Raw genomic sequence first — 26,821 nt, 5'->3', positions numbered from 1 at the left:
AGGGCGCTTGCCGTTTTCCAGATCAGTCGAGCTTGATGTCGTACTTCTTGACGACCGCCGACCACTTGACTCGTTCCTTTGCAGTCAGGGACCAGACCTCTCGAGGCGTGCTGCTCTCGAGTTCCATCGCCAGGTCGCTGAAGCGGGTCTTGAGGGCCGCATCGTCGAGGGCTTTGACAACCTCGCCGTTCAGCCTTTCGACAACCGCCGCCGGCGTCGCCTTGGGAGCGACCAACGCGAACCACACGGTGGCGTCAACGCCGAACAGCCCCTCCTCGCCCAGCGTCGGCACATTGGGCAGCGCGGCAACGCGCCTTGGCCCCACGATGCCGATGGGGTGCAGCTTCCCTGCCTTGATCTGGGGCATCGAGTTGAGGACGATGTCGCAGGTCATCTGGGTGTCTCCGCCCAGCACGCTCGCGAGGGCCGGCGCGGTCCCGTTGTAAGGAACGTGGAGCATCTCGACATTCGCCATCGAGCCGAATAGTGCGCAAGCCAGGTGGAGCGGATTGCCATTGCCGTTGGAGGCATACGCGAAGCGTCCGTTCTGGCTGCGGATATGGGGCACGAGTTCCTTGAGGTTCTTCGCCGGCGTCGCGGCGTTCACCACCATGACCAAGGGGGCCCTGGCCAGCATCGACACCGGTGCGAAGTCGCGTTCGGGGTCGTAGGCGAGGGACTTGTAGACCAGCGGATTGACCGCGAGGCTCGCGGACGAGGCCAGCATCAGCGTGTAGCCGTCGGCGGGCGCGCGCGCCACCGCGGTGGCCGCGACGATCGTGTTGCCACCGGGCTTGTTCTCGACGATGAAGGCCTGGCCGCTCGCCTTGCCCAATCGCTCGGCCAGGTTGCGCGCGAGCTGGTCCACGGGGCCGCCGGGTGCATACGGCACGACGATCTTGACCGCCTTCGCGGGATAGCCGTCGGCCGCGAGCGCAGGCAGCGATGCGAACGCGGAAGCGGCACATGCCGACAGCGCGCACCGGACCATGCACGACACGATGGGGTTCATGGCGTGCAGACCTTGATGAGCAGCGCGTGGAGCCGCTGGTCGAGGATCGCGGCCACATCGTCGATGCCGGGCTGACGAAACTGGCCGAACTGGGTCGAAGGCCGGTCGTACTCGAACACCGAGCATCCGGACGCATCTTCGTAGAGGATCACGCGCAGCGGTGCGTACAGTCCCGATGCCAGGTCGATGCTCGTCATCTGCACCGCGTAGAGCACGTTTCCGATGAGATAGGAGGTCGCCTTTCTGCGCGCGCCCTGCAGGGCGAGCCAGTCCCCGTGCGGCCCGATGTAGTGAATGGCCAGGCCGTTTTCGCCCGCCGCGGCGGTGAGGGCCTCGCGGACGGCTTCGATCTCGTTCCTTCTCAACAGCTCGCGAATGGCATCGCTGAGCCGGCCCAGCTGGGTCTCCAGCGCCTCCTTCACGAGTTCGTAGGGCCTGGAAGAAACGATCCTGACATGAACGATCGGCAGGTCCGTGGATGTGACGGTGATGGGTGTCGCGGGCGACTCGGAGGGGGTCATGGAGAGGTCTCGTAGTGGTCAGTCGAAGAACTATTGCGCCTGGAGATTCACGGACTTCGCGATGGCGCGGAATTTCTGCATCTCGCCGCGATAGAAGGCCTCGGCCTGTGCGAGCGTCGTGGGGCTGTCGGGGAGGGCTGCGGAATCGGCCAGGAATCGCTTGTAGTCCTCGCTCTTCTTGACCTCCGCCAGGCTTTGGTTGAGTCGGACGGCCAGCGGCTCCGGAACGCTCGCGGGTATGAAAAGGGCTGCCCAGGCGCTGTAGACGAACTGCTTCAGGTGCTTCCCCTCGTTCAGCGTCGGCATGTTCGGCAGATAGGGACTGCGCGTCGAACTCGCGCTGCCGATGGCTTTCAGCTTCCCTTGCCGCACCAGTTCGAGAACGTTGGGCGCGAGCGGCACGAACGCCATGTCGATCTCGTTGCCCAGCAGCGCCTGGATCACTGGTGCGGCCCCCTTGTATGGAACGTCCAGCACACGGATGCCGGCCGAGGCCGCGAAATCGGCGGCCACCAGATAGGGCGCGGAGCCATAGCCCCAACTCCCGAAAGTCATTTCCTTCTGGGGCTTCCTGCGCGCGGACTCGATCAGGTCATCGACGCTCGCGAAGGCGTGCTGGGCATTCGTGACGAGCGTGAAGTCGGTGATCGAGAGCACCCCAGCCAGGCGGTAGTTCTCGGGCTTGTACTTCACCTGCGCCATGGCCAGGGGAGCGAGGATCAGGTCGTTGCCCGTGGTCACCAGCAGCGTGTTCCCGTCGGGTGCGGCGTTCAGGACGTTCGAGGCGGCGATCGAGCCGCTTGCGCCGGGCACGTTCTCGATGATGACGGTCTGCCCCAGCGAGGCCTGGAGCGGAACCTGTGTCTTGCGCGCGGCGACGTCGGCGGGCCCGCCCGCGGGGTATGCGACGCGTATGACCACGGTTTTGGTTGAAGCGGTCTGGGCCGTCGCGGCGGCGGGTGCCAGGAACGCCACCATCGAACACAAGCTCCCGCAGAGGCCTGCGATGAGCGATGCGCGTCGAGCAATGCTTGTCATGTTGTCTCCTGTATTTCTCGGTCGATCGGAAAAGAAGGCGGTCGCTCAGATGTCGTGCGCAAGCGCAGGCAGGACTTGACCGCGGTTGAGGCCGAAGCCGATGCGCTGGAAGCCATCGCGTTGGCACCAGCCGTGAAAGATCACCGCGTCGCCGTCTTCGAGGAAGCCGCGTTCCTCGCCGTTGTGCAGGCGCACCGGCATGCGTCCCGCGCGACTCAACTCCATCAGCGCGCCCGCTTCCGCCGGGGCCGGACCGGAGATGGTCCCGCTGCCGAGCAGGTCGCCGGGCTGCAGGTTGCATCCTCCGGCGGCGTGGTGGGTCACCATCTGTGCGATCGACCAATAGTGATGAGAGAAGCAGGTGCGCGAGATGGCTTGCGGCGAGATCCTTTCGGCCCGCATGCGCTGTGTCTCCAGCCGCACTTCGAGCTGGATGTCGAGGCCGCCGCCGCGACGGTGGTCTTCGCCTTCGAGGTAAGGCAGCGGCTGCGGATCGGTCGAGGGGCGGTCCCAGGGCGTGCGGAACGGCGCCAGCGCATCCATCGTCACGATCCAGGGGGACAGGGTGGTCGCGAAATTCTTGGCGTGGAACGGCCCGAGCGGCGCCATCTCCCAGGCTTGAATATCGCGGGCCGACCAATCGTTGAGCAGGGAGATCCCGAACACATGCTCTTCGGCGTCGGCGAGCGGGATGCGGCGGCCCTGCGCATTGCCCACGCCGATGTAGATGCCCAGCTCGAGCTCGTAGTCGAGGCGCTGGCAGGCGCCATAGACAGGAACACTCGCGCCCGCCGGAACGAACTGTCCGTTCGGCCGATGAAAACGCTGGCCCGAGACTCCGATCGAGGACACGCGTCCGTGATAGGCGCAGGGGATCCATTGAAAGTTCGGCGAGACCTCCCCCCTCGGATCCAGCAGCCGCATGATGTTGCGGGCATGATGGATCGATGTGTAGAAGTCGGTGTAGTCGCCGATACGCACCGGCAGCTCGAGCGTGATGTCGGACAAGGGAACGAGGCACTCGCGAGCCGATGCCACCTTCTTCGGCGCAATGGCGGCGGCATCGGCATGCAGGAGATCGAAAAGCGCGTGCCGCAGCGCTCGCCAGGCCTGCGGTCCGCGCGAGAGCAGGGCGTTCAACGATGGACCGGCCGCGGCGCGCGCCGCCTCGAGCGCCAGGCCGTCGAGACATCCGGCTTCGCCCAGTGCCTGCAGGTCCAGCACCTGGTCGCCGATGGCAACGCCGCCACGTGGCGACCCGTTGCCGTCGGTGCGGCGAAAGACGCCGAAGGGCAGGTTCTGCAGCGGGAAGTCGGTGTCCGCATCATTGGCCGATGCGAGCCAGCCGCGGGCGGATGCATCATGCGTGCGGTCGAGCTTGGAGGCAGTCACGGCGGTACCTCAATCGAATGCGCCCACGGCGCTTCTGCGCGAGCGCAGGACCCCTTGTTTGCGCAGGGCCTCGATGCGCTCGCCATCGACCCCGAGTTCGGCGAGTACCTCGGCGTTGCTCTCGCCTTGAAAGTAAGGCATTCCCGGCGCCGGAAGCCGAGAGCGGCCGAAGCGCCATGGCGGGCCGGGCATGCGCACCGAGCCACCGTCGCGATCGTCGACGTTCACCACGGCGCCCCAGTCCTGCGCCCATTCGGAGTCGGCCAGGTCCTGCGTGCTGCGCACGACGCCGATCGCCAATCCCGCCTCGCTGACCTGCGCCTGCAATTGATCGAGATCGACGAAGGTCAGGATCCAGGATCGCACTTCCTTCATCAAGCCCGCGAGGTTGGCGCGGCGCAGCTTCGCCGTCGCGTAGCGCGGATCCTTCAGCAGATCGGAACGACGCATCATCGAGCAGTAGCGAATGAACATCGGCGAGAACACCGGGCTGGCCGCGATGGTGAGCTTGCGGCCATCGGGCAGCTCGAAGATCGGAGACTCGTTGGCGCTGAGCGCATAGGGCTCGCCCCCGACATCGAGATTGGTGAGCAGCGCGCCGGCGCGCTCGTTGACCGACAGCATGGTCGCGGCCATGGAGACATCGACGTACTGGCCTTCGCCGGTCCGGTTCCGATGATTGAGCGCGGCGAGCACGGCGATCACGCCGTGCAGCCCGGTGTAGACGTCCGCATGGCTGCATGCGTCGTTGCGCAACTCGGTGCTCGCGCCTTCGTAGTGGCGCTGCAGGATGTCCGTCAGCCCCGTTTCGGCGTGCACGGTGGGGGCGAAGGCCGGACGATTGCGCCACGGGCCGGTCTGCCCATAGCCGCTGATCGAAACGTAGATGATCTTCGGATTGAACTTCGCCACGTCGTCGTAGGCGAAGCCGAAGCGCGCCAGCGTCCCGGGGCGGAAGTTCTCGACGATGACGTCCGCGTCCTGGCAGAGCGTCTTGACGATCGCTCGCGCCTCGGGCCAGTTGAGGTCCAGGCTGATGTTGCGCTTGCCTGCGTTCTGCTGGGTGTAGTACATGGACATGGCGCCGATGTGCGGCACGCCCGCGCGCCCTACGTCGCCCGCCGGCGGCTCGATCTTGGTGACGATCGCGCCGAGGTCGCGCAATGCCTTGGTGCAGCCGGGTCCCGAGAGCACGCGGGTGAAGTCGACGACCTTGAGATCCTGGAGAGGCGCATTCATGATCAGTTGCCCTCGAAGATGGCCGAACCCGGACCGGTCGCGGCAAAGGCGGCGAGGCCACGCTTCTGGTCGGCGCTGGCCCACATCGCATCGTTCATCGGGACCTGCTGCGCGTCGGCCGCGTCGATGCCGCCGCGGGCCGAGAGGTTGGCGAGCGTCTTGACGCCTCGGAAAGCCACCGTGGCGCCCGATGCCAGTTGCCTGGCCCACGACATCGCCACGTCGAGCAGTTCGCTTTCGGCGGCAACGAGGTTGATGACGCCCCATCGTTCGAGCGCTCGCGGATCGTTGCGTCGCCCGAACATCGCCAGTTCCTTGGCGCGTGCCGGCCCCGCGCGCTGGACGACGCGCTGGACGCCGCCCAGCAGCGGCAGCAGCCCGAGCGAAGCCTCGGCCATGCCGAAGGAGGCCGTGTCGGCCGCAATGATCATGTCGCAGGTCAACGCCAGCTCGAGCCCACCGCCCAATGCCGCGCCGTGCACCGCCGCCACCGTGGGCACCGGCACGTCCTCGAGCGCCTTCCACAGGCGGGCCAGGGCCTGCGCATCGGGCTGCTCGAGCGACAACAGGTCCAGGTCGGCGCCAGCGCAGAAATGCCGCATGCCGCTGCGAAGAAGGATGGCGCGACAGCCCTCGCGCACCGCGGTCTCGTAGGCGCTCATCAACGCCTCCAGCATCGCGTTGTCGATGAGGTTGTGCGGTGGCTTCGCCATCGTGACGATGCCGACGGCGCCGTCCTTTTCATAGTCGATCGGGCTCAAGACGTTCTCCTTGGTGGGTTGCGACGCCAGATGCGTCCCGGGCACATTGTTATCGGTGTTAACTACGCGTGTTATCAGTGTTAACCCGAGCCGGATCGGCGCGTAAAATCGGGCCATGCTCCCAACGGCCTTCAGCGATGCCTCATAGATCCGAGTCACCCGGTGCGCGTACTTCCGCGGAATCGAAAAAGCCGTCCAGGGAGGCGCGAGCGGCTCTGCGAGAGCCGGCTTACGAGCGAGGCGACCTGCGGAATGCGCTCGTGCTCGAGGGGCGCAAGATGTTCGAGGAGAGCGGCGCAAGCGAGTTGAGCTTGCGCGCGCTGGCCCGCAGGCTCGGTGTGTCGGAGGCGGCCCCCTCGCGCCACTTTGCCGGCAAGGACGACCTGCTGGCGGCCATCGCGCGAAGCGGATTCGAGGAGCTCGCGGAGCAACGCAAGCAGATCTCGGCACGCGCGCTTCCGGCTTTTCCCAAGGCGCGCGAGATGATGCTGAGCTACGTCCAGTACGCGCTCGATCACGCCGGACTGTTCGATCTCATGACCGGCCCGCGCTTGCTGCTCGCTTTTCGCCGCGGCGACATGGAGAGAAGCAGCGATGTCTCCTACAGCTACTTCGCGAACGCGGTGTTCGACCTGGCGTTGGAGAACGGCTGGCCGCGCGAGCAACTCCACTACCTCTCCCACGCGGCATGGTCGATGGAGCATGGTGTCGCGGCCCTCATCCTTGCCGGACGTACGCCGCGAACCGACAGCGGCCTGGACATGCAGCGCATGGTCCAGTTTTCCATCGACCTGTTTCTGACCGGCGTCGTCGCGGGACCCCAGGCGTTCAAGTCACTGCATGGCGAGGGCTAGTCTTCGCCATGCGTGGCATGCGGCGCATCGTCCCCGACCGTGCCTGCCCCGCGATGGCCGAACGCGACGACGCGCCGGCGGGTTGCCGGGCCGTTGAATCAGCGGGCTGCTGCGTCCTCGATGGCCTTCGCGAGGCCCGCGGGATCCGTCAGGAACGGCGTGTGCCCCGTGGCGAGCGTGGTGGCGCTGCGCACCGGCGTGGCCGCCACCGTCCTGGCCTGGAAGGCCGGGCTGATGACTTGATCCTTGCTGGTGTGCACATAGACCTTGTCGACCCCTCCGAAGTGCATCTGGGTAGGCGGCCACGTAGACCAGGGTCTCGACCTTTTCCGGTGCCGTCTCGGCAACCGCCGAGATGGTGATTCCGCCGAAGCTGTGGCCCACCAGCACGGTCGGGCGGGTCGTCCGGCGAGTGCCTTGAGCACCGTGTCGCGATACAGGTCCAGGCTCACAGCCAGCGGGAATGAGGGTGACGAAAGAATCTGGAGAAAGGTCAGTGCGTCGCGATCAACAACAAGCCGGCCGCCGCCAGCGCCCCGGTCCAGCCCAGTCGCAGCGCCCGGCCCTCGAGCAGCCGCGGATGCCGCGCGATGCCGCGGCACACGCCGGTGGCGATCAGCCCGGTGGTCAGCAGCATCGCCGCCGTGTGCACCGCGACCGCGGCGAGCGCCAGCGCCATCGAGCCCGATGCGGTGATGGCCCGCGCGGGATCGCCGGCGAGGCACAGCGGCACGAGCGCGGGCACCAGCATGAGCCCGGCGCCATGCGCGGTCGCCATCACGAAGGACCAGCCCGCGAGGCCCGCATGGCCCGCGCGCCATCCGATGGTGGAGCGGCCACCGCGCAGCAACCGGCAGGCCGCCGCGCCTAGAAGCAGCGCTCCGGCCAGTACCTGCACCAGCGTACGGTCCAGCCACAGCCCCTGCGCGACGACCCAGGCCACGATCGCGACCGATGCGAAATGCCCGACGGCGATCGGCAGCAGCGCGCGCCGTGCGCTGCCATCGTCACGTGCCTGCACGCCCCAGGCCGCGGCAAACATCCAGCCATTGGCTGGACTCAGCCCATGGAAGGCGCCGAGTCCCGCGACCGCCAGCCAGGGCCAGAGCGCGGTCATGGGAGGTCTCAGCCGCGCGACGAGCAGCACGCATGCGCCGCGGGCCGCGCCTCGTAGCGGTCGTGATGCCGCACCCACGCCATCGTGTGCTCAAGCCCTTCCTCGTCGCGCCCCTTGGGCACGAGGTCGATCAGCGGATAGGCGCCCATCATCACTTCCACGCCGCGGCCATAGCGCGAGTAGGTGTGGAACACCTGGCCCGACTCGTCCTTGTGGAACACGCTGATGCCCGGCGCCTCGGCCTGCGGAAAGGGCTGCATTGCGAAGTTGTAGTAGACCGCGCCGCTCGCGAATTCCTCGGGCGTGAAGCTGACATGGAAGTCGTGGTTGAAGTCGTTGCGCGCCGACGAGACCCACTTGAAGCGCCAGCCCATGCGTTCGCGAAAGCGCTCGATCTCGGGCAGCGCATTGCGCGAGACCACGAGCAGCGTGACGTCGCGCGCGGCCAGGTGCGGGGCGGCGCCGTCGTTGTGGTCGGCCATGTACGAACAGCTCGGGCAGCCTTGCTCCCAGCCCGGCGCGAACATGAAGTGCTGCACCAGCAACTGGCTGCGGCCCTCGAACAGGTCGGCCAGCGCGCGCGGGCCGTCGGGCGTGTCGAAGACGTAGTCCTTCTCGACGCGCACCCAGGGCAGGGCGCGGCGTTCGCGCGCGATCTGGTCGCCCAGCCGCGTGAGTTCCTTCTCGCGTTCCAGCAGGGCGCGGCGCGCCTCGGTCCATTGCGCCCTGGAGACGACGGCGTGGTGCGTCGTGCCCGCTTCGGTGGTCGATGCATTCATCGGATGCTCCTTGCGTCAGGTTCGGTGGATCAGTGCGCGGGCCGGCGCACCGCGCGGACCTTGCCGCTCGGGCCACCGCCGCAATAGAAGAGGCCGGCACCATCGGACTCGAGTCCGCTGACGCCGGTGCCGCGCGGCATCTCGAGCCGCTCGAGCACCTCGCCGCTGCGCGGGTCGATGCGGCGGATGTCGCTCTCCTCGGCCTCCCAGGTGCCGTGCCACAGTTCGCCGTCGACCCAGGTCACGCCGGTGACGAAACGGTTGCACTCGATGGTGCGGCGCACGGCACCGGTGGCGGGATCGATCTCGTGGATCTTGCGGTCGCGGTACTGGCCCACCCACAGGCTGCCCTCGGCCCAGGTGAGGCCCGAGTCGCTGCCCTGGCCGGGCGCGGGGATCGAGGCCAGCACCTGGCCGGTGGCGGGATCGATCTTGTCGATGCGGGCCTCGGCGATCTGGTAGAGGTGCGTGCCGTCGAAGGCCGTGCCGGCATCGCAGGTGCGGTCCAGCGCCTTCGTGGTCTCGCCGCTGTCGGGGTCGAAGGCCACCAGCTTCTCGCCGGTGGCGGCCCAGACGCGCTGGCCGTCGTGGGTCACGCCGTGCACCTGGGTGGCGCCCGCGAAGGGCCCGTACTCGCGCACGATCTCGGCCGCCCGGGCCCTGGAACTGTCGTGGATGGTCTTGGCTGTCATGGTTGGCTCCTTGGGAGGGCACCGGACATCGGCGCCTTGGAGACAACTCTATGCAATCGCGAGCGTGGAGGGGAGTAACAAGATCGTCGTGAAACCGGCCAGCGGCGGCGCCAGCCAGCGCCGCGCGCGGGTCTGGCCGATGGCGCGCACGCGGCCCTCGGCCTCGAGCTCGGCCAGCGCGCGTTGCACGGTGCGCTGGCTGGCGTCGAGCGCGAGCGCCAGCGCCGAGGTCGACCAGGCGGCGCCGTCGGACAGCAGCGCGAGCAGCGCGGCCTGCTCGCCGGCGATCGGCGGCGCCAGCACCGAGACGGGCCGCTCGTCGTGCGGCCGCAGCACGAAGCCGCGCGCGCTGGCCTCGATGCGCGCCAGCGGCTTGACGAGCGCGCGCAGCCGGCCGATCTCGACGCGCAGGCGCGCGCGGTGGGTTTCGTCGGGGTCGCGCGTGCGGAACACCTGCGCGATCAGCGCCTCGCGTTCCACGTCGCCGGGCCAGGCCTCGGCCAGCGCGAGGGCGAGCGCGAACAGCACCGGGCGGCGCGCCAGCGCGCGCCAGGTCGTGCCCGCGCCCACGCCGCGGCGGCAGGCATCGACCACCAGCGTGCCTGAGTCGAGCAGCGCCTCGATCTCGTCGAGCCGCAGCATCCGTTCGCCGCCGGAAAAGCGTTGCCGCGCCGCGGGACGGTCGAGCGCGGCGCGCGTGTCGACCACCTCGGCCAGCAGGGCCGGCACGCCCGCATGCTCGGCGGCGATGCGCGCACGGGCCAGGGCTTCGCGCGCCGGCGCGGTGTGCAGGGAACGCAGCGCCAGCTCGGCGGTGGCGAGCTCCGCCACGGCCGCGAGCGAAGCCGGCAGGCCCTGGCCGTCGAGATGGGCCAGCGCGTCGCGCGCCTCGTCGAGCCGGCCGAGCAGCAACGATCGCCGCGCCGCGATCAGCCAGGCCTGCAGCGCATTGGCGGGGTCGGCGTGGGCCTCGAGCGTGGCAGCCGCCGCCAGCAGCGCGCGCGGCGAGCCGCCGAGGTCGCGCATCGCCAGCGCCACCTCGGCCTCGGCGACCACGCAGCGCGCGCGTGCCAGCGCCTCGTGCGCGCCGAAGCCGCGCGCGGCGCGGCGCAGCAGTTCGCGGGCGCGCGCATGGTCGCCGAGCTGGGCCATGGCGATGCCGCGCAGCGCCAGCGCCGGCGGATCGTCGCGCAGCGCGACCCGCTTGAGCGCGCCGAGCGCATCGCCCGCGGCCAGCGCGCGCGCGGCGGCGGCGATCAGGGAGTCCATCGACGCGGCGCCGCTATTCGATCCAGGTCCGCGCGCCCACGCCCTGGTACTGGCGCCGGTAGGCCGAGGGCGTGGTGCCCACCACCTGCCGGAACCGGCGCGCGAAATGGGCCGGCTCGGCGAAGCCCGTGCTCTCGCCGATCTCGGCCGCCGAGGCCGAGGTGAAGACCAGCAGCGTCTTGGCGCGGTCGATGCGCCGCTCGGTCACGATCTCGAGGAAGGTCTTGCCGGTCTCGCTCTTGAGCAGATGCGCCAGGTGGGTGGCCGACACGTGGCTGGCCTGCGCCGCGTCGCCCAGCGTCAGTTCCTGCGCCAGGTTCTGCGTGATGTAGCGGATGCAGCGCAGCACCGCCTGCTTGTACGACTGCAGCACCAGGCCCTGGGCCTCGCAATGGCGGAAGTCCTCGCCGTAGCGCCGCCACACCATGCCGATCAGGTTCAGCAGGTGGCCGCGGATCAGCAGGTGGCTGGCCGTGTCCTCGCCCGAAGGCCGCTGCGCCTCCTGCGTCATGCGCTCGCACAGCGCCTGCAGCTGCGCGGTCTCGGCCGCGTCGAAGCGGAAGTCCAGGCAGTGCTGGAAGCGGAACGGCGCGAGCTCGGGTGCGCGCGCCAGCGGCACCTCCGACAGCTCGAACACGTCGAGGTCGAGCGAGGGCAGCAGGTAGTCCTTGCTGATGTTGATGATGTGGAACACGCCGTCGGCCGCGTTCGGGATGTAGTGGACCAGGAAGGGCAGCACGAAGCTCACCGTGCCCGGACCGATCGGGCGCTGGCCGCCGCCGATGTAGTGCGTGGTCTCGCCGCGCGTGTTGACGTAGATCTGGAAGTACTCGTGCCGGTGCGGCACCGGGTTCGGCAGGATGTTGGTCTGGTCGTGGATGCCGAAGTAGGCGCGCTGCGCCCGCGTGGCCATGGTGTAGTTGCCGATGGCGGGGCGTGCGGCGCCGGAGCGCGGCAGGGGCGGGTCGATGAGGGAGGGCGCTGGTTGCATGGCGGGCCTGGCACGAGGAATCGCAAGGATTGCATATCTTTGCGCAAGCCTGTGCGTTGAGGCCGAAGGGCCTCGTTCCTAGACTCTAGCCACTCCTTCCACAACCTTCCAGAGAGACAAACCGCAATGTCCCCCAGCCCAGCGCCCGGCGCCGCCGACGCCCTCCAGGTCGCCCCGATCTCCATCGACATCGTCGGCAGCGACCGGCAGTTCCCCGTGCGCCGCGTCTACTGCGTGGGCCGCAACTACCTGGCCCACATCCGCGAGATGAAGGAGGGCGACGAGCGCGATCCGCCGTTCTTCTTCCAGAAGCCGGCCGATGCGGTGGTGACCGACGGCCGCGTGCCCTATCCGACGCTGACCGAGGACTTCCAGTTCGAGTTCGAGCTGGTGGTGGCGATCGGCAGCGAGGCCTCCAATGTCTCGCCCGACACCGCGCTCGACCATGTGTTCGGCTACGCGGCCGGCCTCGACATGACGCGTCGCGATCGCCAGCGCGAGTGCAACAAGCGCGGCCTGCCGTGGGAGCAGGGCAAGTCCTTCGACCACTCGGCGCCCTGCGGCCCGATCCACCCGGTGGCGCGCGTCGGCCACATCCGCTCGGGCGCGCTGAACCTCGCGGTCAACGGCAGCGTGCGGCAGGATTCGGTGCTCGAGAAGATGATCTGGAACGTGCACGAGATCGTCAGCGAGCTGTCGAAGCAGTACCGCCTGCTGCCCGGCGACCTGATCTTCACCGGCACGCCCGAGGGCGTGGGCCCGGTGCAGCGCGGCGACCGGCTCACGGGCCGCATCGAGGGCCTCGAGCCGCTGCAGGTCGAGATCGTCTGAACGCACAAGGCCAAGGAGACACCGCATGAAACCGCTCGAACGCATCGCCTACTCGGCCATCGCCGACCGTCCCGCCCGCCGGCTGCCCGGCGGCAAGCGGCTCGCCGTCTGGGTCATCGTCAACGTCGAGGAATGGAACATCGACGAGACCATGCCGCGCACCGTGCTCACGCCGCCGGCCGGCGGCTCGCCCATGCCCGACATCCCGAACTGGGCCTGGCACGAGTACGGCAACCGCGTCGGCTTCTGGCGCATGCTCGAGGCGATCGACGCGCTCGGCATTCCCGCCACGCTCGCCATCAATGGCTCGGCCATCGGGGCCTACGAGCCGATCGCCAAGGCGGCGAAGGCGCGCGATTGGGAATTCATCGGCCACGGCTTCGGCCAGCGCAACATGCAGAAGGTGCCCGACGAGGCCGAGGACATCGCCAAGACCACCGAGGCGATCCGCGCCTATACCGGCAAGCGCCCGCGCGGCTGGCTCGGCCCGGGCCTCACCGAGACCTGGCACACGCCCGACATCCTGGCCGAGCAGGGCTACGAGTACGTCTGCGACTGGGTGCTCGACGACCAGCCGGTGGAGCTGAAGACGCGCAACGGCGGCCACATCGTCAACGTGCCCTACACGCAGGAATGCAACGACGTGGCGATGATGCTGATCCAGCACCACAAGGCCAGCGAGTACCGCGACCGTGCCATCGACCAGTTCGAGCAGCTCTACGCCGATGCCAGGGATTCGGCGCGCGTGATGGCGTTGGTGGTGCATCCGTACATCATGGGCGCGCCGCACCGGCTGCGCTATTTCCGCGAGGCGCTGGCGCACATCCGCGAGCGCGAGGACGTCGGCTTCTTCACCGGCGAGCAGATCCTCGACTGGCATCTCGCGACGCGCAACGCCGCTTGAGACTTGCCCCCGGCGCGCGCCGCCGGGGCTCCCTTTCCCATAACAAAGAGTCTCGCCCGGCGAGAAGGAGACAGACCGTGCATTCCACCACCTCGGCCCTGCCGCTGGCCGGCGACGCGCGCCGCGAGGCGCCCATCAGCGGCCTCGAGATCGCCATGTTCCTGGCGCTGCTCGCGTCCTACGCGCTCAATGCGATGGACCGGCAGATCTTTCCACTGATCGCGGCCGACGTGCGCCGCGAGTTCGGCTTCGGGCTGGCCGACACCGGCCTGCTGTCGACCATCTTCACGCTCGGCATGGCCGTGGCCGGCGTGCCCACCGGCTACCTGCTGGCGCGGCTGTCGCGCAAGACCGTGCTGCAGATCGGCATCGCCATCTTCTCGCTGGGCACGCTGCTCACGGCCTACTCGCACGGCTTCGCCGACATGATCGCCTACCGCGCCGCCACCGGCATCGGCGAGGCGATGCAGCTCACGGTGGTGATCGCCATCGCGGCCAGCCATTTCGCGCGCTACCGCGCCACGGCCGTGGGCGCGATCAACTTCTCGTTCGGCATCGGCGCGATCGTCGGGCCGCTGCTCGGCGGCCACCTGATCGGCGCCGAGCGCGACTGGCGGCTGCCGCTGGTGGTGTTCGGCGTGGCGGGCTTCGCGGCCATGGCGCTGATCGCGCTCACCGTGGGCCGGCGCATGACCGAGAACGTGGCCGCGGCCGACACGCGCGCCGACCAGCGCGGCGCCGAGCGCATGTGGAACCGCAACACCGTGCTGCTGACCGCGATGAGCGTGATCGGCGGCCTGTGCATCTACGGCTACCTCGGCATGTACCCGACCTTCCTGCGCGAGCACCTGCACTACTCGCCGGCCGACACCGGCCGCGTCATGAGCATCTTCGGCTTCGGCGTGTTCGCCTCCATCTTCGGCGGCTGGCTCGGCGACCGCTTCCATCCCAAGCTGGTGCTGTCGCTGAGCTTCGTCGGCACCGGGCTGCTGGGCTTCCTGCTGTTCTCGGGCCCCACCGGCATCTGGGTGCAGTCCGCGCTGTCCTTCGCCTGGGGCCTGGTGGTCAGCGGCGTGCTCTACGTGAACCTGGCCGGCTACCACATCAAGGCCGTGCGCGCCGCGCTCACCAACCGCGCCACCGGCGTGTTCGTCACCACGCTCTACGGCGCCGGCGCCTTCGCGGGCTACATCATCGGCGCCATCGCCGCGCGCCTGGGCTGGGGCTCGGCCGGGTTGCTGCAGATCACGCTGCTGGCGGCGGTGGGTGTGGTGCTGACGGCGCTGCTGCGCACCGACCGCATGTCGCTGCCGGCGCGCAAGCCGTGACCACGGCCTTCGAATGGGCGCTGCTCGGCGGCGCCGCGGCGCTGGCCGGCGCGCTCAACGCCGTGGCGGGCGGCGGCAGCTTCCTCACGTTGCCGGCGCTGGCGCTGGTCGGCGTGCCGCTGGTGTCGGCCAATGCCACCGGCACCGCGGCGCTGCTGCCGGGCTACCTGGCCGGGGCCTGGGCGCTGCGGCGCGAGCTCGCGGGGCCGATGTCGCCCTCGCTGCTTCGGCTGGGCGTGCTCTCGGTGCTCGGTGGCGCGGCCGGTGCGGCGCTGCTGCTGTCGACCTCGAACCAGGCCTTCGGCCGCATCGTGCCCTGGCTGCTGCTGGCCGCGACGCTGCTGTTCGCGATCGGGCCCGCGCTGGTGCGCCGGCGGACCGCGGCCGCCACGCCGGGGCGCACCTGGCTCGCCGACCTGGGCATCGTGGCGGTCGCGGTCTACGGCGGCTACTTCAACGGCGGCCTCGGCATCCTGCTGCTCGCGGTGCTCGGCGCGCTCGGGCATGCGGACATGGGCCGCATGAACGGCATCAAGAACTTCGTCTCGGCCATCCTCACGCTGATGGCGGTCGCGATCTACGCGGCCAGCGGCGCGATCGTCTGGACCCATGCGCTGTGGATGGCGCTCGGCGCCACGGCCGGCGGCTATGCGGGCGGCACGGCCGCGCGGCGGCTGCGGCCGGAGCTGGCGCGTGGGTTCGTGGTGTTGACGGGGCTCGCGATGACCGGGGCATTCTTTCTCAACGCGCGCTGAGGCGCGCGATCCTTTTCCTCACTTCCTCACCGGGACAGCCCATGCAAACCAGCAAGAGAGACTTCATCCGCCTGGCCGGCGCCCTGGCGGTGGCCGCCACCGGCGCGCCAGCGCTCGCCACTCCGGCCCGGGCCAGCCGCGGCAGCTACCTGATCCGCAACGGCGCGGTGATCACGGTCGACCGCGCCACCGGCACCCTGCCGCGCGCCGATGTGCTGGTGCGCGACGGCACCATCGAGAAGGTGGGCCGCGGCCTGCGCGCACCGGGTGTCGAGGTGATCGACGCCACCGACCGCATCGTGATGCCGGGCTTCGTCAATTCCCACTACCACCTGTGGAGCGCGATCGGCCGCAGCTTCACGGCGCGCGACGGCTTCTCCTACTACCCGGCCAAGGGCGCGACCTCGACCCTCTACACGCCCGAGGACTTCTACAACAGCGTGCTGCTGGGCTGCGCCGAGCTGGCCCATGGCGGGACCACCACCGTGCACAACTGGTCGCACAACACGCGCTCGCCGGCCCATGCCGACGCCGAACTGCGCGCGCACCGGCAGTCGTTGCTGCGCGCGCGCTATTCCTACGGCCACGTCGACCAGATGCCGGCCGACGAACTCAACCGCTACGAGGACCTGGCGCGCGTGCGGCGCGACTGGTTCGGCGAACGTTCGCCGCTGGCCGGCCTGGTGCACCTGGGGTTGAACCTGCGTGGCCCGCAGCAGAGCACCGAGGCCGTCTTCCACGAGGAGATGAAGTTCGCCAAGGCCAGCGGGCTGCCGGTCGCGATCCATGCGCCGCAAGAGGCGCCCAACAACGTCGACGCGCTCGACTACGAGCGGCGCGGCTACCTCGGTCCCGATTTCATGATCGCCCACTACGTGCCCGCGAGCCCGGCCGACCTCGCGGCGCTCGCGCGCACGAAGACGCCGCTGAGCTTCGCCACCCATTCCGAGCTGCGCCTGAGCGGCACCGGCGACGCGCGCGCCGCACTGTTCGCGATGCGCGCTGCGGGCCTCGCGGTCTCGCTGTCGAGCGACGCCACCTCGATCGCGCCGCCCGACATGTTCGAGGCAATGCGCTTCACCTGGAATCTTGGCGTGCCGTGGTCAGGCACGCCGAGCGCGGGCGCGAGGCCGGTGGGAGTGCACGAGGTGATCGAGATGGCGACGATCAACGGCGCCATCGCGCTGGGGCTCGGCGATGTCACGGGCTCGATCGTCGAGGGCAAGCGCGCCGACATCATCCTGGTGCGCACCGATGACCTCAACATCGGCCCGGTCGGCAACGCCGAGACCGCGATCGTGCAGAGCGGCAGCGCCGCCAACGTCGAGACCGTGATGGTCGACGGCCGCATCGTCAAGCGCGGCGGCCGCCTGGTGGCCTACGACACCCCGGCCATCATGCGTCGCGCACGCCAGTCGGCCGAGCGGATTCGCGCGGCGGCGGGCGCGGCGCTGCAGTCCTGAATACAGCGCCCGCCTATAGGCGCCGGGCTTCGGCACTGACGGGTGCCCGCCATCGGCTCCCATGCTTCGGGCCTGTTGCCCCGTATGCACCAGGAGCGGATGACGGGCTCGCGGTGACGGGGCCTTCTTCCTCAGCGCGCGCTGAGGCGTGCGCAGTTTGCAGCACACTTGTGCTACATTGGCCCGCGGCCACCGGCCAAGAGAAGGACCTGCATGTCTACCACCACCATCCGGATCGAAGACGCCCTGAAGGAAAGGATTGCAGCGGCCGCGGAGCGCGCAGGGAAGTCGTCCCACGCATTCATCCTCGACACGCTCGCGGAAACCGTCGAGCGCAGCGAGATGGATGAGGAACTGCACCGCGTGGCGGAGGAGCGCTGGGCTTTGCTGCTGCAAACCCGGCAGACCGTCTCCTGGACTGACGCCAAGGCGTATCTCGAGGCCCGCGCCAAGGGAGACAAGCCGCGCCGCCCGCGCGCGCGCGTGAGGGCGAGCTGACCCTGTGGCGCACATCGAGCTCGCCCCAGCCGTGCTCGAGGACATCGATCGCTTCGTGGAGCACATGGTGCTTCACCAGGCGGTAGACATGCCCGAGCGGGTCGACGAAATCATCCAGGCGATTCAGGTCCTGGCGCACAGTCCGCTGATCGGAAGGCCGGTGCGGCAAGGAAAACGAGAGCTGGTGATCGGCAAGGGCGTCCGTGGATATGTGGCGCTCTACCGCTACCTGGCCGAGATCGATACTGTCTTCATCCTTGCGCTTCGAGCGCAGCGCGAATCGGGGTTCAAACACTAGTGCAGCGCTGCAGTCCTGAATACAGCGCCTGCCTGCAAGCGCCGGGCTTGGGCACTGGCCTTCGGGCGTGCGCGCGGCCAGTACGATCAGCTTCTGCAGGTCGCGCACCGGCAGCGTGTTCGGGGTGACGGGGGGTTTCTTTCTCGATGCCTTCTGCCGCGCAGACTCCTAGTCTTCCTTGGCGCCTGGCAGCGCCAGCAACTCGCGCTTTGCGACAGCCAGCACTTCGTCGGAGCGCTTCGGATCGGTGATCACGCGCGACACGATCACCGCACCGATCATCGCGGCAACGGCGAATGTCGCCTTGTCCCGGTCGTCGTCGCCCATCGCCAGTGCCATCGCGTCGACGAAGCTTTCGATGTGTTCGGCCATCGGGACCCGAACCTCGGCATCGGCGCGCGCGACGTCGCCAGCGAGCGCCGCCATCGCGCAGCCGCTGGAACGGGAGTCGCGGTGCTTGCGGCTCAAATAGCTTCGCACCGTGTCGGCGTAGCCGGGCTCGCCTTTCGGCCTGGACTGCTCGAACGCCCCCTGGCCGGCCACCAGTGCCTGCTCGACCGCGTGCACGAGCAACTCCGAGCGCGAGGCGAAGTGGCCATAGAACCCGCCATGCGTCAGGCCGGCGCTTTTCATGAGCTTGCCCACGCTCAGGGACTCGAGCCCGTCGGCGCGAATCTGCTCCGCCGCCTGGGCAAGGATTCTTTCCCTGCTGCGGGACTTCTCGGCTTGTGAATACCCCATCGCGATGAGTACTTGATCTGTTGACTTTCTGGATTATGGTCGTCATCCTCCAGCATGACAACCATCATGCAGAATCGCGGCCGGCGAAAGCACCGCGGGAGACATCCAAGGAGACAGGCGACATGGTCACTTCGCGGTTGCCGCAGGCAGCCAATGGGACGGAAATTCGAACGTCGCCGCGAAAGCGAAGCGGTGCGCGGCGCCGGCTCCCCCTGGTCCGGGATGCGCGCGCGGAGCGCGACCATCCGGAGCTCGACGACTACGAGGTGCCCTTCAAGGGCATCGTCGAGCAATCGATCGCGGGGATCTACATCCTGCAGGACGGGCGCTTCAGGTACGTCAACGAGACCTTCGCCCGCATGTGCGGCCTGAAAAGGGAACAGTTGATGGGCGCGCGCCTGTGCGACGTGGCCAACCCCGCCCAGAGCTCGGCGCTGGTGGAGCAGTACGAGCGACGGATCCACGACGATGCGCCCGACGACAGCTTCATCATCCGCCGCACCTCCCGGCGCCGGCCCGGAAGCTTCGAGATCCACGGCACGCGCGTGATCTTCCATGGCCGTCCCGCGATCGTCGGCGTCGGCGTCGACATCACCGAGCAGGAACGCCAGCGTGGCGAGTTGATCGCGGCCGGACAGCGGCTGCGGGAACTCGTCGCCAACGCCAACTTCGTGCGCGAGAACGAACGCAACCGGGTTGCACGAGAGCTGCACGACGTGGTCGGAGGAATGCTCACGGCGATCAAGTTCGATCTGTCGCGGATGGCATGGGGCATCGAGCGGGTCGACCCGCCGGTTGCGAGCATTCTTCGAGGCCCCGCGAAGCTTCGCGCCCTGGCCGAGACGGCGCAGGAACTCATTCGGCTCACGCAGGACACCATCGAAGCCGTGCGAAGCATCTCGGAGGGACTGCGTCCCGGCGCTCTCGACCACCTGGGGTTGTCGGAGACGATCTCCCAGAGCCTGAAGAGCTTCGAGCACCGCTACGGCATCTCGTCGCGGCTGCGGCCGCTTGGAGCGCCCTGCACGCTGGACCGGGACACGGAGATCGGGATCTACCGCATCTTCCAGGAGGCACTGACCAACGTCGCCCGGCACTCGAAGGCGACGGAAGTGCTGGTCGATCTGGTCTGGAAGCCTTCGGGACTCACGCTGGAGATCGCGGACAACGGCCTGGGGTTCGACCCCGAGCACCCGCCCGTCGAGGACCACCTCGGGCTGGCCGGCATGCAGGAGCGTGCCCGCGAGCTCGGCGGCACCGTGGCCTTCGGCATCGGCCCCCGATGCGGCGCCCTGATCCGGCTTCATGTGCCGGCCGCCAGCGCCGCCGACCGACAGGGAGACATTCCAGATGATTCGACTGCTGCTGATTGACGATCACACCATCTTCCGCGAGGGGCTCAAGCGCCTGCTGGCCGAGCAGGAAGGCTTCGACGTGGTGGCCGAAGCCGGCGACGCCTCGGATGCCCTGCGCCGGGTGAGGCAGGAGGAGTTCGACGTCGCGCTGCTGGACGTGAACATGCCGGGCCGCAGCGGGCTCGAGATGCTTCCTTCGTTTCGCGCGGAACGGCCGGCGCTGCCCATCGTCGTGCTCAGCATGTACCCGGCCGAGCAGTACGCGCTTCGCGCATTCCAGGCCGGCGCGGCCGGCTATGTCACCAAGGACATGGACGCCCGCGAGCTGATCGACTCCATCCGCAAGGTGGCCCGGGGCGGGCGGTACATGACAGCCGCCGTGGTCGACCAGTTGCTCGAGGCCAGGGAGCGGGCGAGCGACGTGGCGGCGCACAAGCTGCTGTCCTCGCGGGAGTACGAGATCATGCTGCTGATCGTGCGCGGCATCCGGCTCACGGAGATCGGGAACCAGATGTTCCTGAGCGTGAAGACCGTGAGCACCTACCGGTCGCGCATCCTCAAGAAGATCGGCGTGGCGAGCAATACGGAGCTTGCCCGCTATGCACTGCAGCATCGCATGATCGACTAGGGCCCGGCACATTCCCCGGGCTTCAGAAAACGCTGACACGCCGCGCAGCGGGTTCCGACAGCCAGATCCGGCGGCGCGAAACACACTCTCCTTCAACACCACGACGCCACCGGGCGTCGGATACGAAGGAGACACCATGAGTTCGGATATTCGCGCGCACCTCGACGAGCGCGTTCTCGTCGTGACGCTGGACCGCCCCGCGAAGCGCAATGCCATCACCGCGGAAATGTATGCGGCGATGGCCCGGGCCATCGAGCGGGCACGGCTCGAGGACGAAGTGAATGTCGTGCTGCTGCGCGGCGAGGGCGGCAACTTCACCAGCGGCAACGACATCGGCCTGTTCGTCTCGAGCGACGGCGCCGCGCATGCCGAGTCTCCCGCCGCCCCGTTCCTGCGCGCCGTGCTGTCGCTCGGCAAGCCCATGGTGGCCTGCGTCAGGGGACATGCCGTGGGCATCGGTGCCACGGTGCTCCTGCATTGCGACTATGTCGTCGCGTCGGACGATGCGCGCCTTCGCTTTCCGTTCGTGGACCTGGGGCTGTGCCCGGAGTTCGCATCGACGCTGCTGCTGCAAAGGGTGGTCGGCCGCACCAAGGCCGCCGAATGGCTGCTGCTCGGATCGCAAGTCCCCGCGGCCGAGGCTTTTCTCGCGGGGCTGGTGAATCGCGTGATGCCGCCCGAGCTGGCGGAGGAAGAGGCGCTGTCGATCGCGAAGCGCCTGGCGGCCAAGCCGCAGCAGGCGCTGCGCGCCACCCGCGCGTTGATCCGCGATGCCGACGACGAATCCGCCGCGGCGCGCGTTCGCCGCGAATCGGCCGTCTTCGACGGGCTGCGCCGCTCCGACGAAGCCCAGGACATCTTCAAGCGCTTCCTGGGCCGCCAGCCCGAAGCCATCGCGGCGCGCGCCTGAAGCCCGGGCCGGCCGCACACCACAGTTCCAAGGAAGTACAGATGAGCACCCAATACAAGGTCGTTGACAACATCGCGGTGATCGAGATCGCGAATCCCCCCGTGAACGGACTCGGCCATGCCGTGCGCCTCGGGATCGTCGAAGGAGTCGATCGCGCGTGCGCCGACGCCGCGGTCGAGGCCATCGTGCTGACCGGCGCGGGAAAGGCCTTCTCGGGCGGCGCCGACATGCGCGAGTTCAACTCGCCGAAGGGCGGCAGGGAGCCGGGACTGAACACGGTGCTGTCGGTCATCGAGAACAGTCCGAAGCCCGTCGTCGCCGCCGTCCATTCCGTTGCCATGGGTGGCGGACTCGAGCTGGCCATGTCGTGCCACTACCGGATCGCCGCGGCGAAGGCCCGCATCGCCTTGTCCGAGGTGACCATGGGCCTGTTGCCGGGCGCCGGTGGCACGCAACGGCTGCCGCGGCTGATCGGGCTGGAGGCCGCCACCCACATGATCGTTCACGGCGGCTCCATCGCGTCCGAGAAGCTGGCCGACTCCGGGCTGTTCGACCGCATGGCCGAGGGCGATGTGGTCGATGCCGCGATCGCGATGGCGAAGGAGGTGGCGGCCCGGCCCGGTCCCCACCCGCGCGTGCGGGACATGCAGGTGAAGCACGGCAACCCCGAAGGCTTCATCGCGATCACCCGTGCCGCGGTCGAGGCCCGCACGGGCCACCTTCCCGCGCCGCAGCGCTGCCTCGATGCGATCGAGGCCAGCTTCAGCCTGCCCTTCGACGACGCGCTGGCACTCGAGCGCCGCTGCTTCCTCGAGCTGATGAACGGGCCGGTCTCTAAATCCTTGCGCCATGCCTTCTTCGCGGAGCGTGCCGCGGCCAAGCTGGCGGACGTGCCCGATGTGGTCCTCGAACGCGCGGTCGAGCGGGTGGCCGTCGTCGGCGCGGGCCTGATGGGAACCGGCATTGCCATGAACTTCCTCGGCGCGGGAATTCCGGTGGTGCTGGTGGACGTGAGCGACGCCGCGATCGAGAAGGGTCGCGCCACGATCCGGGCCAGCTACGAAGCCGGCGTGCAGAAGGGCAAGCTGCAGCAGGCCGCGCTCGAGACCCGGATGTCGCTGCTGCGCACGAGCACCGGGATCGGCGACGTGCGCGATTGCGACCTGGTGATCGAGGCCGTCTACGAGGACATGGCGCTCAAGCTGAGCACCTTCCGCGCGCTCGACGAGATCGCCAAGCCTGGCGCCATCCTGGCCACCAACACCTCGACCCTGGACGTGGACCGCATCGCGGCCGAGACCCGGCGTCCTCGAGACGTCGTCGGGCTTCACTTCTTCAGCCCGGCCCATGTCATGAAGCTGCTCGAGATCGTTCGAGGCGAGAAGACCGCGCCCGACGTGCTTCAGACCGCTCTCGCCGTGGCCCGCAGGATCGGCAAGGTGGCCGTGGTCTCGGGCGTGTGCGACGGCTTCATCGGCAATCGCATGATCGCCAGGTACGCCAGGCGCGCGGGCGAGCTGCTGGAGCAGGGGGCGCTGCCGGAGCAGGTCGATCGCGCCGTCGAGGCCTTCGGCATGGCCATGGGGCCGTTCCGCATGGGAGACCTGGCCGGCAACGACATCGGCTGGGCCATCCGCAAGCGCCGCTATGCCGAGGATCCTGCGCATCCGCGCTTCGAGATCGGCGATCGCCTCTGCGAGGCCGGCCACTTCGGACAGAAGACCGGCGCCGGGTGGTACGACTACGAGGCGGGGCAGCGCAAGGCCAGGCCGTCGCCGAGGACGCGCGCGATGCTCGAGGCGTTCTGGAAGGAGAAGGGCGTGACGCCGCGCCGGTTCAGCGACGCGGAGATCGTCGAGCGGCTGGTCTATGCGCTCGTCAACGAAGGCGCTGCGATCCTCGAGGAAGGCATTGCCGAACGGGCGTCCGACATCGACGCCGTCTATCTGCACGGCTATGGCTTTCCTGCCTGGCGCGGCGGTCCGATGTTCTACGCCGACACCGTCGGCCTCTTCAACGTCCGGCGCTCGATGCGCGCGATGGCGCAGGGCGACCCGAGCTGGAAGCCCGCCGCGATCGTCGAGCGTCTGGCCGACGAGGGCGCGGCGTTCAACGCCTGAACCTCCCATCGAGAACACGGAGACCCCATGAACGAAGCCGTCATCGTTTCGACTGCGCGCACCGGACTGGCCAAGAGCTGGAAGGGTGGTTTCAACATGACTTTCGGCGCCACGCTCGGCGCCCATGCCGTGCGCCATGCGGTCGCACGATCGGGCCTGGATCCCGCGGAGATCGAGGACTGCATCATGGGCGGCACCTTCGGCGAAGGCACGACCGGCGGCAACATCGCGCGTGGCATCGCCCTTCGCGCCGGACTGCCGGTGACCACCGGCGGCGTCAGCGTCAATCGGTTCTGCGCCTCGGGCCTGCAAGCCATCGCGATGGCGGCCCAGCGCGTGATCCTCGAAGGCGCTCCCGCCATCGTGGCCGGCGGCGTCGAGTCGATCTCCTGCGTGCAGAACCAGGCGAACACGCACATGCGGCGCGACCCCTGGCTGGTCGAGAACAAGCCCGCGTACTACTGGGGCATGTTGCAGACGGCCGAGCAGGTGGCCAGCCGCTACGGCATCGACAAGGAGGCGCAGGACGCGTACGGCGTGCGCAGCCAGCAGCGCGCCGCGGCGGCCCAGCAGGCCGGCAGGTTCGCCGACGAGATCGTGCCCATGAAGACCACCATGGGCGTGGTCGATGCGGCGGGCCGGAGCGGCACGCGGGACGTCGTGGTCGACCGCGACGAGGGAATCCGCGCCGACACGACGCTCGACGCCGTCGCCCGCATCCGCTCGGCACTGCCTGGCGGGGTGATCACCGCGGGCAACGCGAGCCAGTTTTCCGACGGGTCCTCCGCATGCGTCGTGATGAACGCGAAGCTGGCCGAACGTCGCGGCATCCAACCGATGGGCGTGTTTCGCGGCTTCGCGATCGCGGGTTGCGAGCCGGACGAGATGGGGATCGGTCCGGTGTTCGCGGTGCCGCGCCTGCTCGAGCGGGCGGGCGTGAAGGTCGAGGACATCGGCCTGTGGGAGCTGAACGAAGCCTTCGCCTGCCAGGTCCTGTACTGCCGCGACCGGCTCGGCATTCCCGACGAGCGGCTCAACGTGAACGGCGGTGCCATCGCGGTGGGCCATCCGTACGGCGTGAGCGGTTCGAGGCTGACGGGCCACGCCCTGATCGAGGGCAAGCGCCGCGGCGTCAAGTACGTCGTCGTGACCATGTGCATCGGCGGCGGCCAGGGCGCCGCCGGTCTGTTCGAAATCGTCTAAGGAAAGAAGTGAAATGACTGCAGTATCCAAACTCCTCGACCTCGAGGGCCGTACCGCGCTGGTGACCGGTGGATCCAGCGGCCTCGGCCTTCAGATCGCGGAGGCGCTGGGCACCCAGGGTGCCAGGGTCGTGATCTCGTCGCGCAAGGCCGATGCGCTGGAGGCCGCGCAAGCGCATCTCGCCGGGCTCGGCATCGACGCCAGCTGGATTGCCGCGGACAACGGCAAGGAGGAGGACATCGAGCGCCTGGCCGCCCAGGCGCTGGCGGAGCTCGGCCGGGTCGACATCCTCGTGAACAACGCCGGCGCGACATGGGGGGCCAGCACCGTCGACCATCCGCTGGCCGCGTGGGACAAGGTGATGAACCTGAACGTCCGATCGATCTTCCTGCTCACGCAGAGGATCGGCAGGCTGTCGATGATCCCGAACCGCTACGGACGGATCATCAACCTCGCCTCGATCGCGGGCCTCAAGGGCAACGGTCCCAAGGCGCAAGGCACCCTGGCCTACAACACCAGCAAGGGCGCGGTCGTCAACCTCACGCGCGCCCTGGCCGGTGAGTGGGGGCCGCATGGCATCACGGTGAATGCGCTGGCGCCCGGTTTCTTTCCGTCGAGGATGACGAAGGGAACCATCGACACCGTCGGCGTCGACAAGCTCTCCGAGCGCGCGCCGCTGCAACGCATCGGCGACGACGACGACCTCAAGGGCGCGGCCTTGCTGTTCGCGAGCGAGGCCGGCAAGCACATCACCGGTCAGATCCTCGCCGTCGATGGTGGCCTGACGGCTGTCTGAGACCTTCTTTTTCTCCCTTTCCCCAACCCGACAAGGAACAGCACCATGGCCCATGAAGCAGGCACGCCCGAAGTCCGCATGACCGTCGAAGGTCACGTCGCCGTCATCTCGCTCGACAACGTGGCGAAGAAGAATGCGATCACGCCCGAGCTGATGCACCAGCTCTCCCAACGCCTGACCGAGTTCGACGACGACGACGACCTGTGGGTGGCCGTGCTCGACCCGGCGGGCGAGCACACCACGGCGGGTCTCGACATGCCGAAGTTCTTCGGGCCCACGGCGACGGCCAAGCCCATTCCCGATGACCAGGTCGATCCGTTCGCGCTGAAGAAGCGTTGCCGCAAGCCGGTGATCTCGGTGGTGCATGGCATCACCTACACGATCGGCATCGAGCAGATGCTCGCATCGGACATCGTGATCGCGGCCGACACCGCGCGCTTCTGCCAGCTCGAGTCCAAGCGCGGCATCGCGCCGCTCGGTGGCGCGCACTTCCGCTACCTGACCCGCACGGGCTGGGGCAACGCCATGTACCACCTCTTCCTGTGCGACGAGTTCGACGCGCAGGAAGCCTATCGCTGCGGCTTCGTCCAGGAGGTCCACCCCTACGGCAAGCACCGCGAGCGCGCCATGGAGATCGCCCGCCTGATCGCCAAGGTGGCGCCCATCGGCCTGCGCGCGACGAAGGCGGCTTCGCTGACGTTCATCGAGCAGGGCGAGAAGGCGGCGATCGAGGTGATCCCGAAGGTCCGGGACGAGGTCTTCGCGTCGGCGGACTTCAAGGAGGGCATCCAGTCCTTCGTGGAGCGCCGCGCGGCGAACTTCCAGGGCCGCTGAGCGCGAACCGCCGCCCGAGGAGACCGCATGCAGACCTTCGCATCCATCGCCGAACTGAAGGCCTTCGAGGGCAAGGAGGCCGGGCCGAGTGCATGGCACGAGGTCACTCAGGCGCAGGTCCAGCTGTTCGCGGACGCGACGGGGGATCACCAGTGGATCCACCTCGATCCCGAAAGAGCCCGTCGGGAGTCGCCCTTCGGCGGGCCGGTGGCCCATGGCTTCCTGACGCTGTCGCTGCTGCCGATGCTGACCTCGGAGATCACCCGGTTCGAGGGCACCAAGGCGCGCATCAACTACGGGCTCGATCGCGTGCGCTTCACGGGGCCGGTACCGGTCGGTGCCAGGCTGCGCATTCGCGCCACCCTCCGGGCGGTGAGCGAGGAGCCCGATGGCGGCGTGAAGGTGGCGTGGCTGGTGACCTTCGAGATCGAGGGCGGCGCCCGGCCCGTCTGCGTGGCCGAGACGCTCGCCAAGCTTCATTTCTAGTTCCGC

Annotated in this window: 29 protein-coding genes; 16 read left to right on the top strand and 13 right to left on the bottom strand. The window is 68.7% G+C overall.

Annotated features, from left to right (window positions below; all coding sequences use genetic code 11):
• Nucleotides 1–22: 22 nt before the first annotated feature.
• Genes R0232_RS38465 through R0232_RS38440 form a run of 6 tightly spaced genes read right to left on the bottom strand, consistent with a single transcriptional unit; the run spans nucleotide 23 to nucleotide 6,080 of the window.
• On the bottom strand, nucleotides 23–1,012 hold the full coding sequence (locus R0232_RS38465) for a Bug family tripartite tricarboxylate transporter substrate binding protein (RefSeq protein WP_431514419.1): 990 nt from the start codon (nucleotides 1,010–1,012) through the stop codon (nucleotides 23–25).
• Complete coding sequence (locus R0232_RS38460; RefSeq protein WP_431514418.1) at nucleotides 1,009–1,533, bottom strand: DUF302 domain-containing protein; 525 nt, start codon at nucleotides 1,531–1,533, stop codon at nucleotides 1,009–1,011. The genes R0232_RS38465 and R0232_RS38460 overlap by 4 nt, the downstream gene beginning before the upstream one ends.
• 30 nt (nucleotides 1,534–1,563) lie before the next feature.
• Nucleotides 1,564–2,571 carry a tripartite tricarboxylate transporter substrate binding protein gene (locus tag R0232_RS38455; protein ID WP_431514417.1) on the bottom strand — a complete coding sequence of 336 codons (1,008 nt, stop codon included), beginning with the start codon at nucleotides 2,569–2,571 and terminating at the stop codon, nucleotides 1,564–1,566.
• Nucleotides 2,572–2,616: 45 nt separating this feature from the next.
• On the bottom strand, nucleotides 2,617–3,963 hold the full coding sequence (gene fahA / locus R0232_RS38450; protein WP_431514416.1) for a fumarylacetoacetase: 1,347 nt from the start codon (nucleotides 3,961–3,963) through the stop codon (nucleotides 2,617–2,619).
• A gap of 9 nt (nucleotides 3,964–3,972) precedes the next feature.
• Nucleotides 3,973–5,286, bottom strand: a complete 1,314-nt coding sequence (locus R0232_RS38445; protein ID WP_431514415.1) for a CaiB/BaiF CoA transferase family protein — start codon at nucleotides 5,284–5,286, stop codon at nucleotides 3,973–3,975.
• Entirely contained in the window at nucleotides 5,205–6,080 is an 876-nt protein-coding gene (locus R0232_RS38440) for an enoyl-CoA hydratase/isomerase family protein (RefSeq protein ID WP_431514414.1), read from the bottom strand. The genes R0232_RS38445 and R0232_RS38440 overlap by 82 nt, the downstream gene beginning before the upstream one ends.
• A 161-nt stretch (nucleotides 6,081–6,241) precedes the next feature.
• On the opposite strand from R0232_RS38440, the gene R0232_RS38435 reads away from it, so the two are divergent.
• Nucleotides 6,242–6,817: a TetR/AcrR family transcriptional regulator gene (locus tag R0232_RS38435; protein WP_281078854.1), complete on the top strand. Its 576-nt coding sequence runs from the start codon at nucleotides 6,242–6,244 to the stop codon at nucleotides 6,815–6,817.
• 98 nt (nucleotides 6,818–6,915) lie between these two features.
• Here R0232_RS38435 and R0232_RS38430 read toward each other — a convergent pair whose 3' ends face one another.
• The 6 genes from R0232_RS38430 to R0232_RS38405 all read right to left on the bottom strand — a co-directional run bounded on the left by R0232_RS38430 (nucleotide 6,916) and on the right by R0232_RS38405 (nucleotide 11,665).
• A complete protein-coding gene (locus tag R0232_RS38430) occupies nucleotides 6,916–7,107 on the bottom strand; it encodes a hypothetical protein (protein ID WP_431514413.1) in 192 nt (63 codons plus the stop codon).
• A gap of 203 nt (nucleotides 7,108–7,310) precedes the next feature.
• A complete protein-coding gene (locus R0232_RS38425; RefSeq protein WP_431514412.1) occupies nucleotides 7,311–7,934 on the bottom strand; it encodes a hypothetical protein in 624 nt (207 codons plus the stop codon).
• 8 nt (nucleotides 7,935–7,942) lie between these two features.
• The gene (locus R0232_RS38420; protein WP_431514411.1) at nucleotides 7,943–8,713 is read right to left on the bottom strand and encodes a DUF899 domain-containing protein; all 771 of its coding nucleotides are present in this window, start codon (nucleotides 8,711–8,713) and stop codon (nucleotides 7,943–7,945) included.
• Between the two features lie 29 nt (nucleotides 8,714–8,742).
• Entirely contained in the window at nucleotides 8,743–9,405 is a 663-nt protein-coding gene (locus R0232_RS38415) for a Vgb family protein (RefSeq protein WP_431514410.1), read from the bottom strand.
• 48 nt (nucleotides 9,406–9,453) lie between these two features.
• Nucleotides 9,454–10,674, bottom strand: coding sequence for a helix-turn-helix domain-containing protein (locus tag R0232_RS38410; RefSeq protein WP_431514409.1), 1,221 nt, complete (start codon nucleotides 10,672–10,674; stop codon nucleotides 9,454–9,456).
• 13 nt (nucleotides 10,675–10,687) lie between these two features.
• Entirely contained in the window at nucleotides 10,688–11,665 is a 978-nt protein-coding gene (locus tag R0232_RS38405) for an AraC family transcriptional regulator (RefSeq protein WP_296785997.1), read from the bottom strand.
• A gap of 126 nt (nucleotides 11,666–11,791) precedes the next feature.
• Between R0232_RS38405 and R0232_RS38400 the strand changes: the two genes are divergently transcribed.
• The 7 genes from R0232_RS38400 to R0232_RS38370 all read left to right on the top strand — a co-directional run bounded on the left by R0232_RS38400 (nucleotide 11,792) and on the right by R0232_RS38370 (nucleotide 17,742).
• The gene (locus tag R0232_RS38400) at nucleotides 11,792–12,496 is read left to right on the top strand and encodes a fumarylacetoacetate hydrolase family protein (protein WP_431514408.1); all 705 of its coding nucleotides are present in this window, start codon (nucleotides 11,792–11,794) and stop codon (nucleotides 12,494–12,496) included.
• A gap of 25 nt (nucleotides 12,497–12,521) precedes the next feature.
• Nucleotides 12,522–13,400 carry a polysaccharide deacetylase family protein gene (locus R0232_RS38395; protein ID WP_431514407.1) on the top strand — a complete coding sequence of 293 codons (879 nt, stop codon included), beginning with the start codon at nucleotides 12,522–12,524 and terminating at the stop codon, nucleotides 13,398–13,400.
• 77 nt (nucleotides 13,401–13,477) lie between these two features.
• Entirely contained in the window at nucleotides 13,478–14,728 is a 1,251-nt protein-coding gene (locus tag R0232_RS38390) for an MFS transporter (RefSeq protein ID WP_431514406.1), read from the top strand.
• The gene (locus R0232_RS38385) at nucleotides 14,725–15,483 is read left to right on the top strand and encodes a sulfite exporter TauE/SafE family protein (protein ID WP_431514405.1); all 759 of its coding nucleotides are present in this window, start codon (nucleotides 14,725–14,727) and stop codon (nucleotides 15,481–15,483) included. The genes R0232_RS38390 and R0232_RS38385 overlap by 4 nt, the downstream gene beginning before the upstream one ends.
• 41 nt (nucleotides 15,484–15,524) lie before the next feature.
• Nucleotides 15,525–16,946, top strand: coding sequence for an amidohydrolase family protein (locus R0232_RS38380; protein WP_431514404.1), 1,422 nt, complete (start codon nucleotides 15,525–15,527; stop codon nucleotides 16,944–16,946).
• 213 nt (nucleotides 16,947–17,159) lie between these two features.
• Nucleotides 17,160–17,444, top strand: a complete 285-nt coding sequence (locus R0232_RS38375; RefSeq protein WP_431514403.1) for a ribbon-helix-helix protein, CopG family — start codon at nucleotides 17,160–17,162, stop codon at nucleotides 17,442–17,444.
• Between the two features lie 4 nt (nucleotides 17,445–17,448).
• On the top strand, nucleotides 17,449–17,742 hold the full coding sequence (locus tag R0232_RS38370) for a type II toxin-antitoxin system RelE/ParE family toxin (RefSeq protein WP_208507427.1): 294 nt from the start codon (nucleotides 17,449–17,451) through the stop codon (nucleotides 17,740–17,742).
• A 168-nt stretch (nucleotides 17,743–17,910) separates the two neighbouring features.
• On the opposite strand, the gene R0232_RS38365 is transcribed toward R0232_RS38370, so the two are convergent.
• Nucleotides 17,911–18,483 carry a TetR/AcrR family transcriptional regulator gene (locus tag R0232_RS38365; protein ID WP_431514402.1) on the bottom strand — a complete coding sequence of 191 codons (573 nt, stop codon included), beginning with the start codon at nucleotides 18,481–18,483 and terminating at the stop codon, nucleotides 17,911–17,913.
• 122 nt (nucleotides 18,484–18,605) lie between these two features.
• Between R0232_RS38365 and R0232_RS38360 the strand changes: the two genes are divergently transcribed.
• The 8 genes from R0232_RS38360 to R0232_RS38325 all read left to right on the top strand — a co-directional run bounded on the left by R0232_RS38360 (nucleotide 18,606) and on the right by R0232_RS38325 (nucleotide 26,815).
• Nucleotides 18,606–19,856, top strand: a complete 1,251-nt coding sequence (locus tag R0232_RS38360) for a PAS domain-containing sensor histidine kinase (protein ID WP_431514401.1) — start codon at nucleotides 18,606–18,608, stop codon at nucleotides 19,854–19,856.
• A complete protein-coding gene (locus R0232_RS38355; protein ID WP_208507430.1) occupies nucleotides 19,834–20,466 on the top strand; it encodes a response regulator in 633 nt (210 codons plus the stop codon). The genes R0232_RS38360 and R0232_RS38355 overlap by 23 nt, the downstream gene beginning before the upstream one ends.
• Nucleotides 20,467–20,602: 136 nt before the next feature.
• Nucleotides 20,603–21,376: an enoyl-CoA hydratase-related protein gene (locus R0232_RS38350; protein WP_431514400.1), complete on the top strand. Its 774-nt coding sequence runs from the start codon at nucleotides 20,603–20,605 to the stop codon at nucleotides 21,374–21,376.
• A gap of 41 nt (nucleotides 21,377–21,417) precedes the next feature.
• A complete protein-coding gene (locus tag R0232_RS38345) occupies nucleotides 21,418–23,496 on the top strand; it encodes a 3-hydroxyacyl-CoA dehydrogenase NAD-binding domain-containing protein (protein WP_431514399.1) in 2,079 nt (692 codons plus the stop codon).
• A gap of 27 nt (nucleotides 23,497–23,523) precedes the next feature.
• Nucleotides 23,524–24,699, top strand: coding sequence for an acetyl-CoA C-acyltransferase (locus R0232_RS38340; RefSeq protein ID WP_431514398.1), 1,176 nt, complete (start codon nucleotides 23,524–23,526; stop codon nucleotides 24,697–24,699).
• A gap of 13 nt (nucleotides 24,700–24,712) precedes the next feature.
• Nucleotides 24,713–25,495, top strand: a complete 783-nt coding sequence (locus R0232_RS38335) for an SDR family oxidoreductase (RefSeq protein WP_208507434.1) — start codon at nucleotides 24,713–24,715, stop codon at nucleotides 25,493–25,495.
• Between the two features lie 45 nt (nucleotides 25,496–25,540).
• Nucleotides 25,541–26,329 (top strand): crotonase/enoyl-CoA hydratase family protein, encoded by a 789-nt coding sequence (locus R0232_RS38330; RefSeq protein ID WP_208507435.1) that lies wholly within the window; start codon nucleotides 25,541–25,543, stop codon nucleotides 26,327–26,329.
• Between the two features lie 27 nt (nucleotides 26,330–26,356).
• Entirely contained in the window at nucleotides 26,357–26,815 is a 459-nt protein-coding gene (locus R0232_RS38325; protein ID WP_431514397.1) for a MaoC family dehydratase, read from the top strand.
• The last annotated feature ends 6 nt before the right edge of the window (nucleotides 26,816–26,821 follow it).

Origin of the sequence: Variovorax sp. DAIF25 (genome assembly GCF_050711835.1) — a bacterium.
Taxonomy (GTDB): domain Bacteria; phylum Pseudomonadota; class Gammaproteobacteria; order Burkholderiales; family Burkholderiaceae_C; genus Variovorax.
Note: the sequence above shows the minus strand (reverse complement) of the source record. Positions and strands in the feature narration are given on the sequence as shown.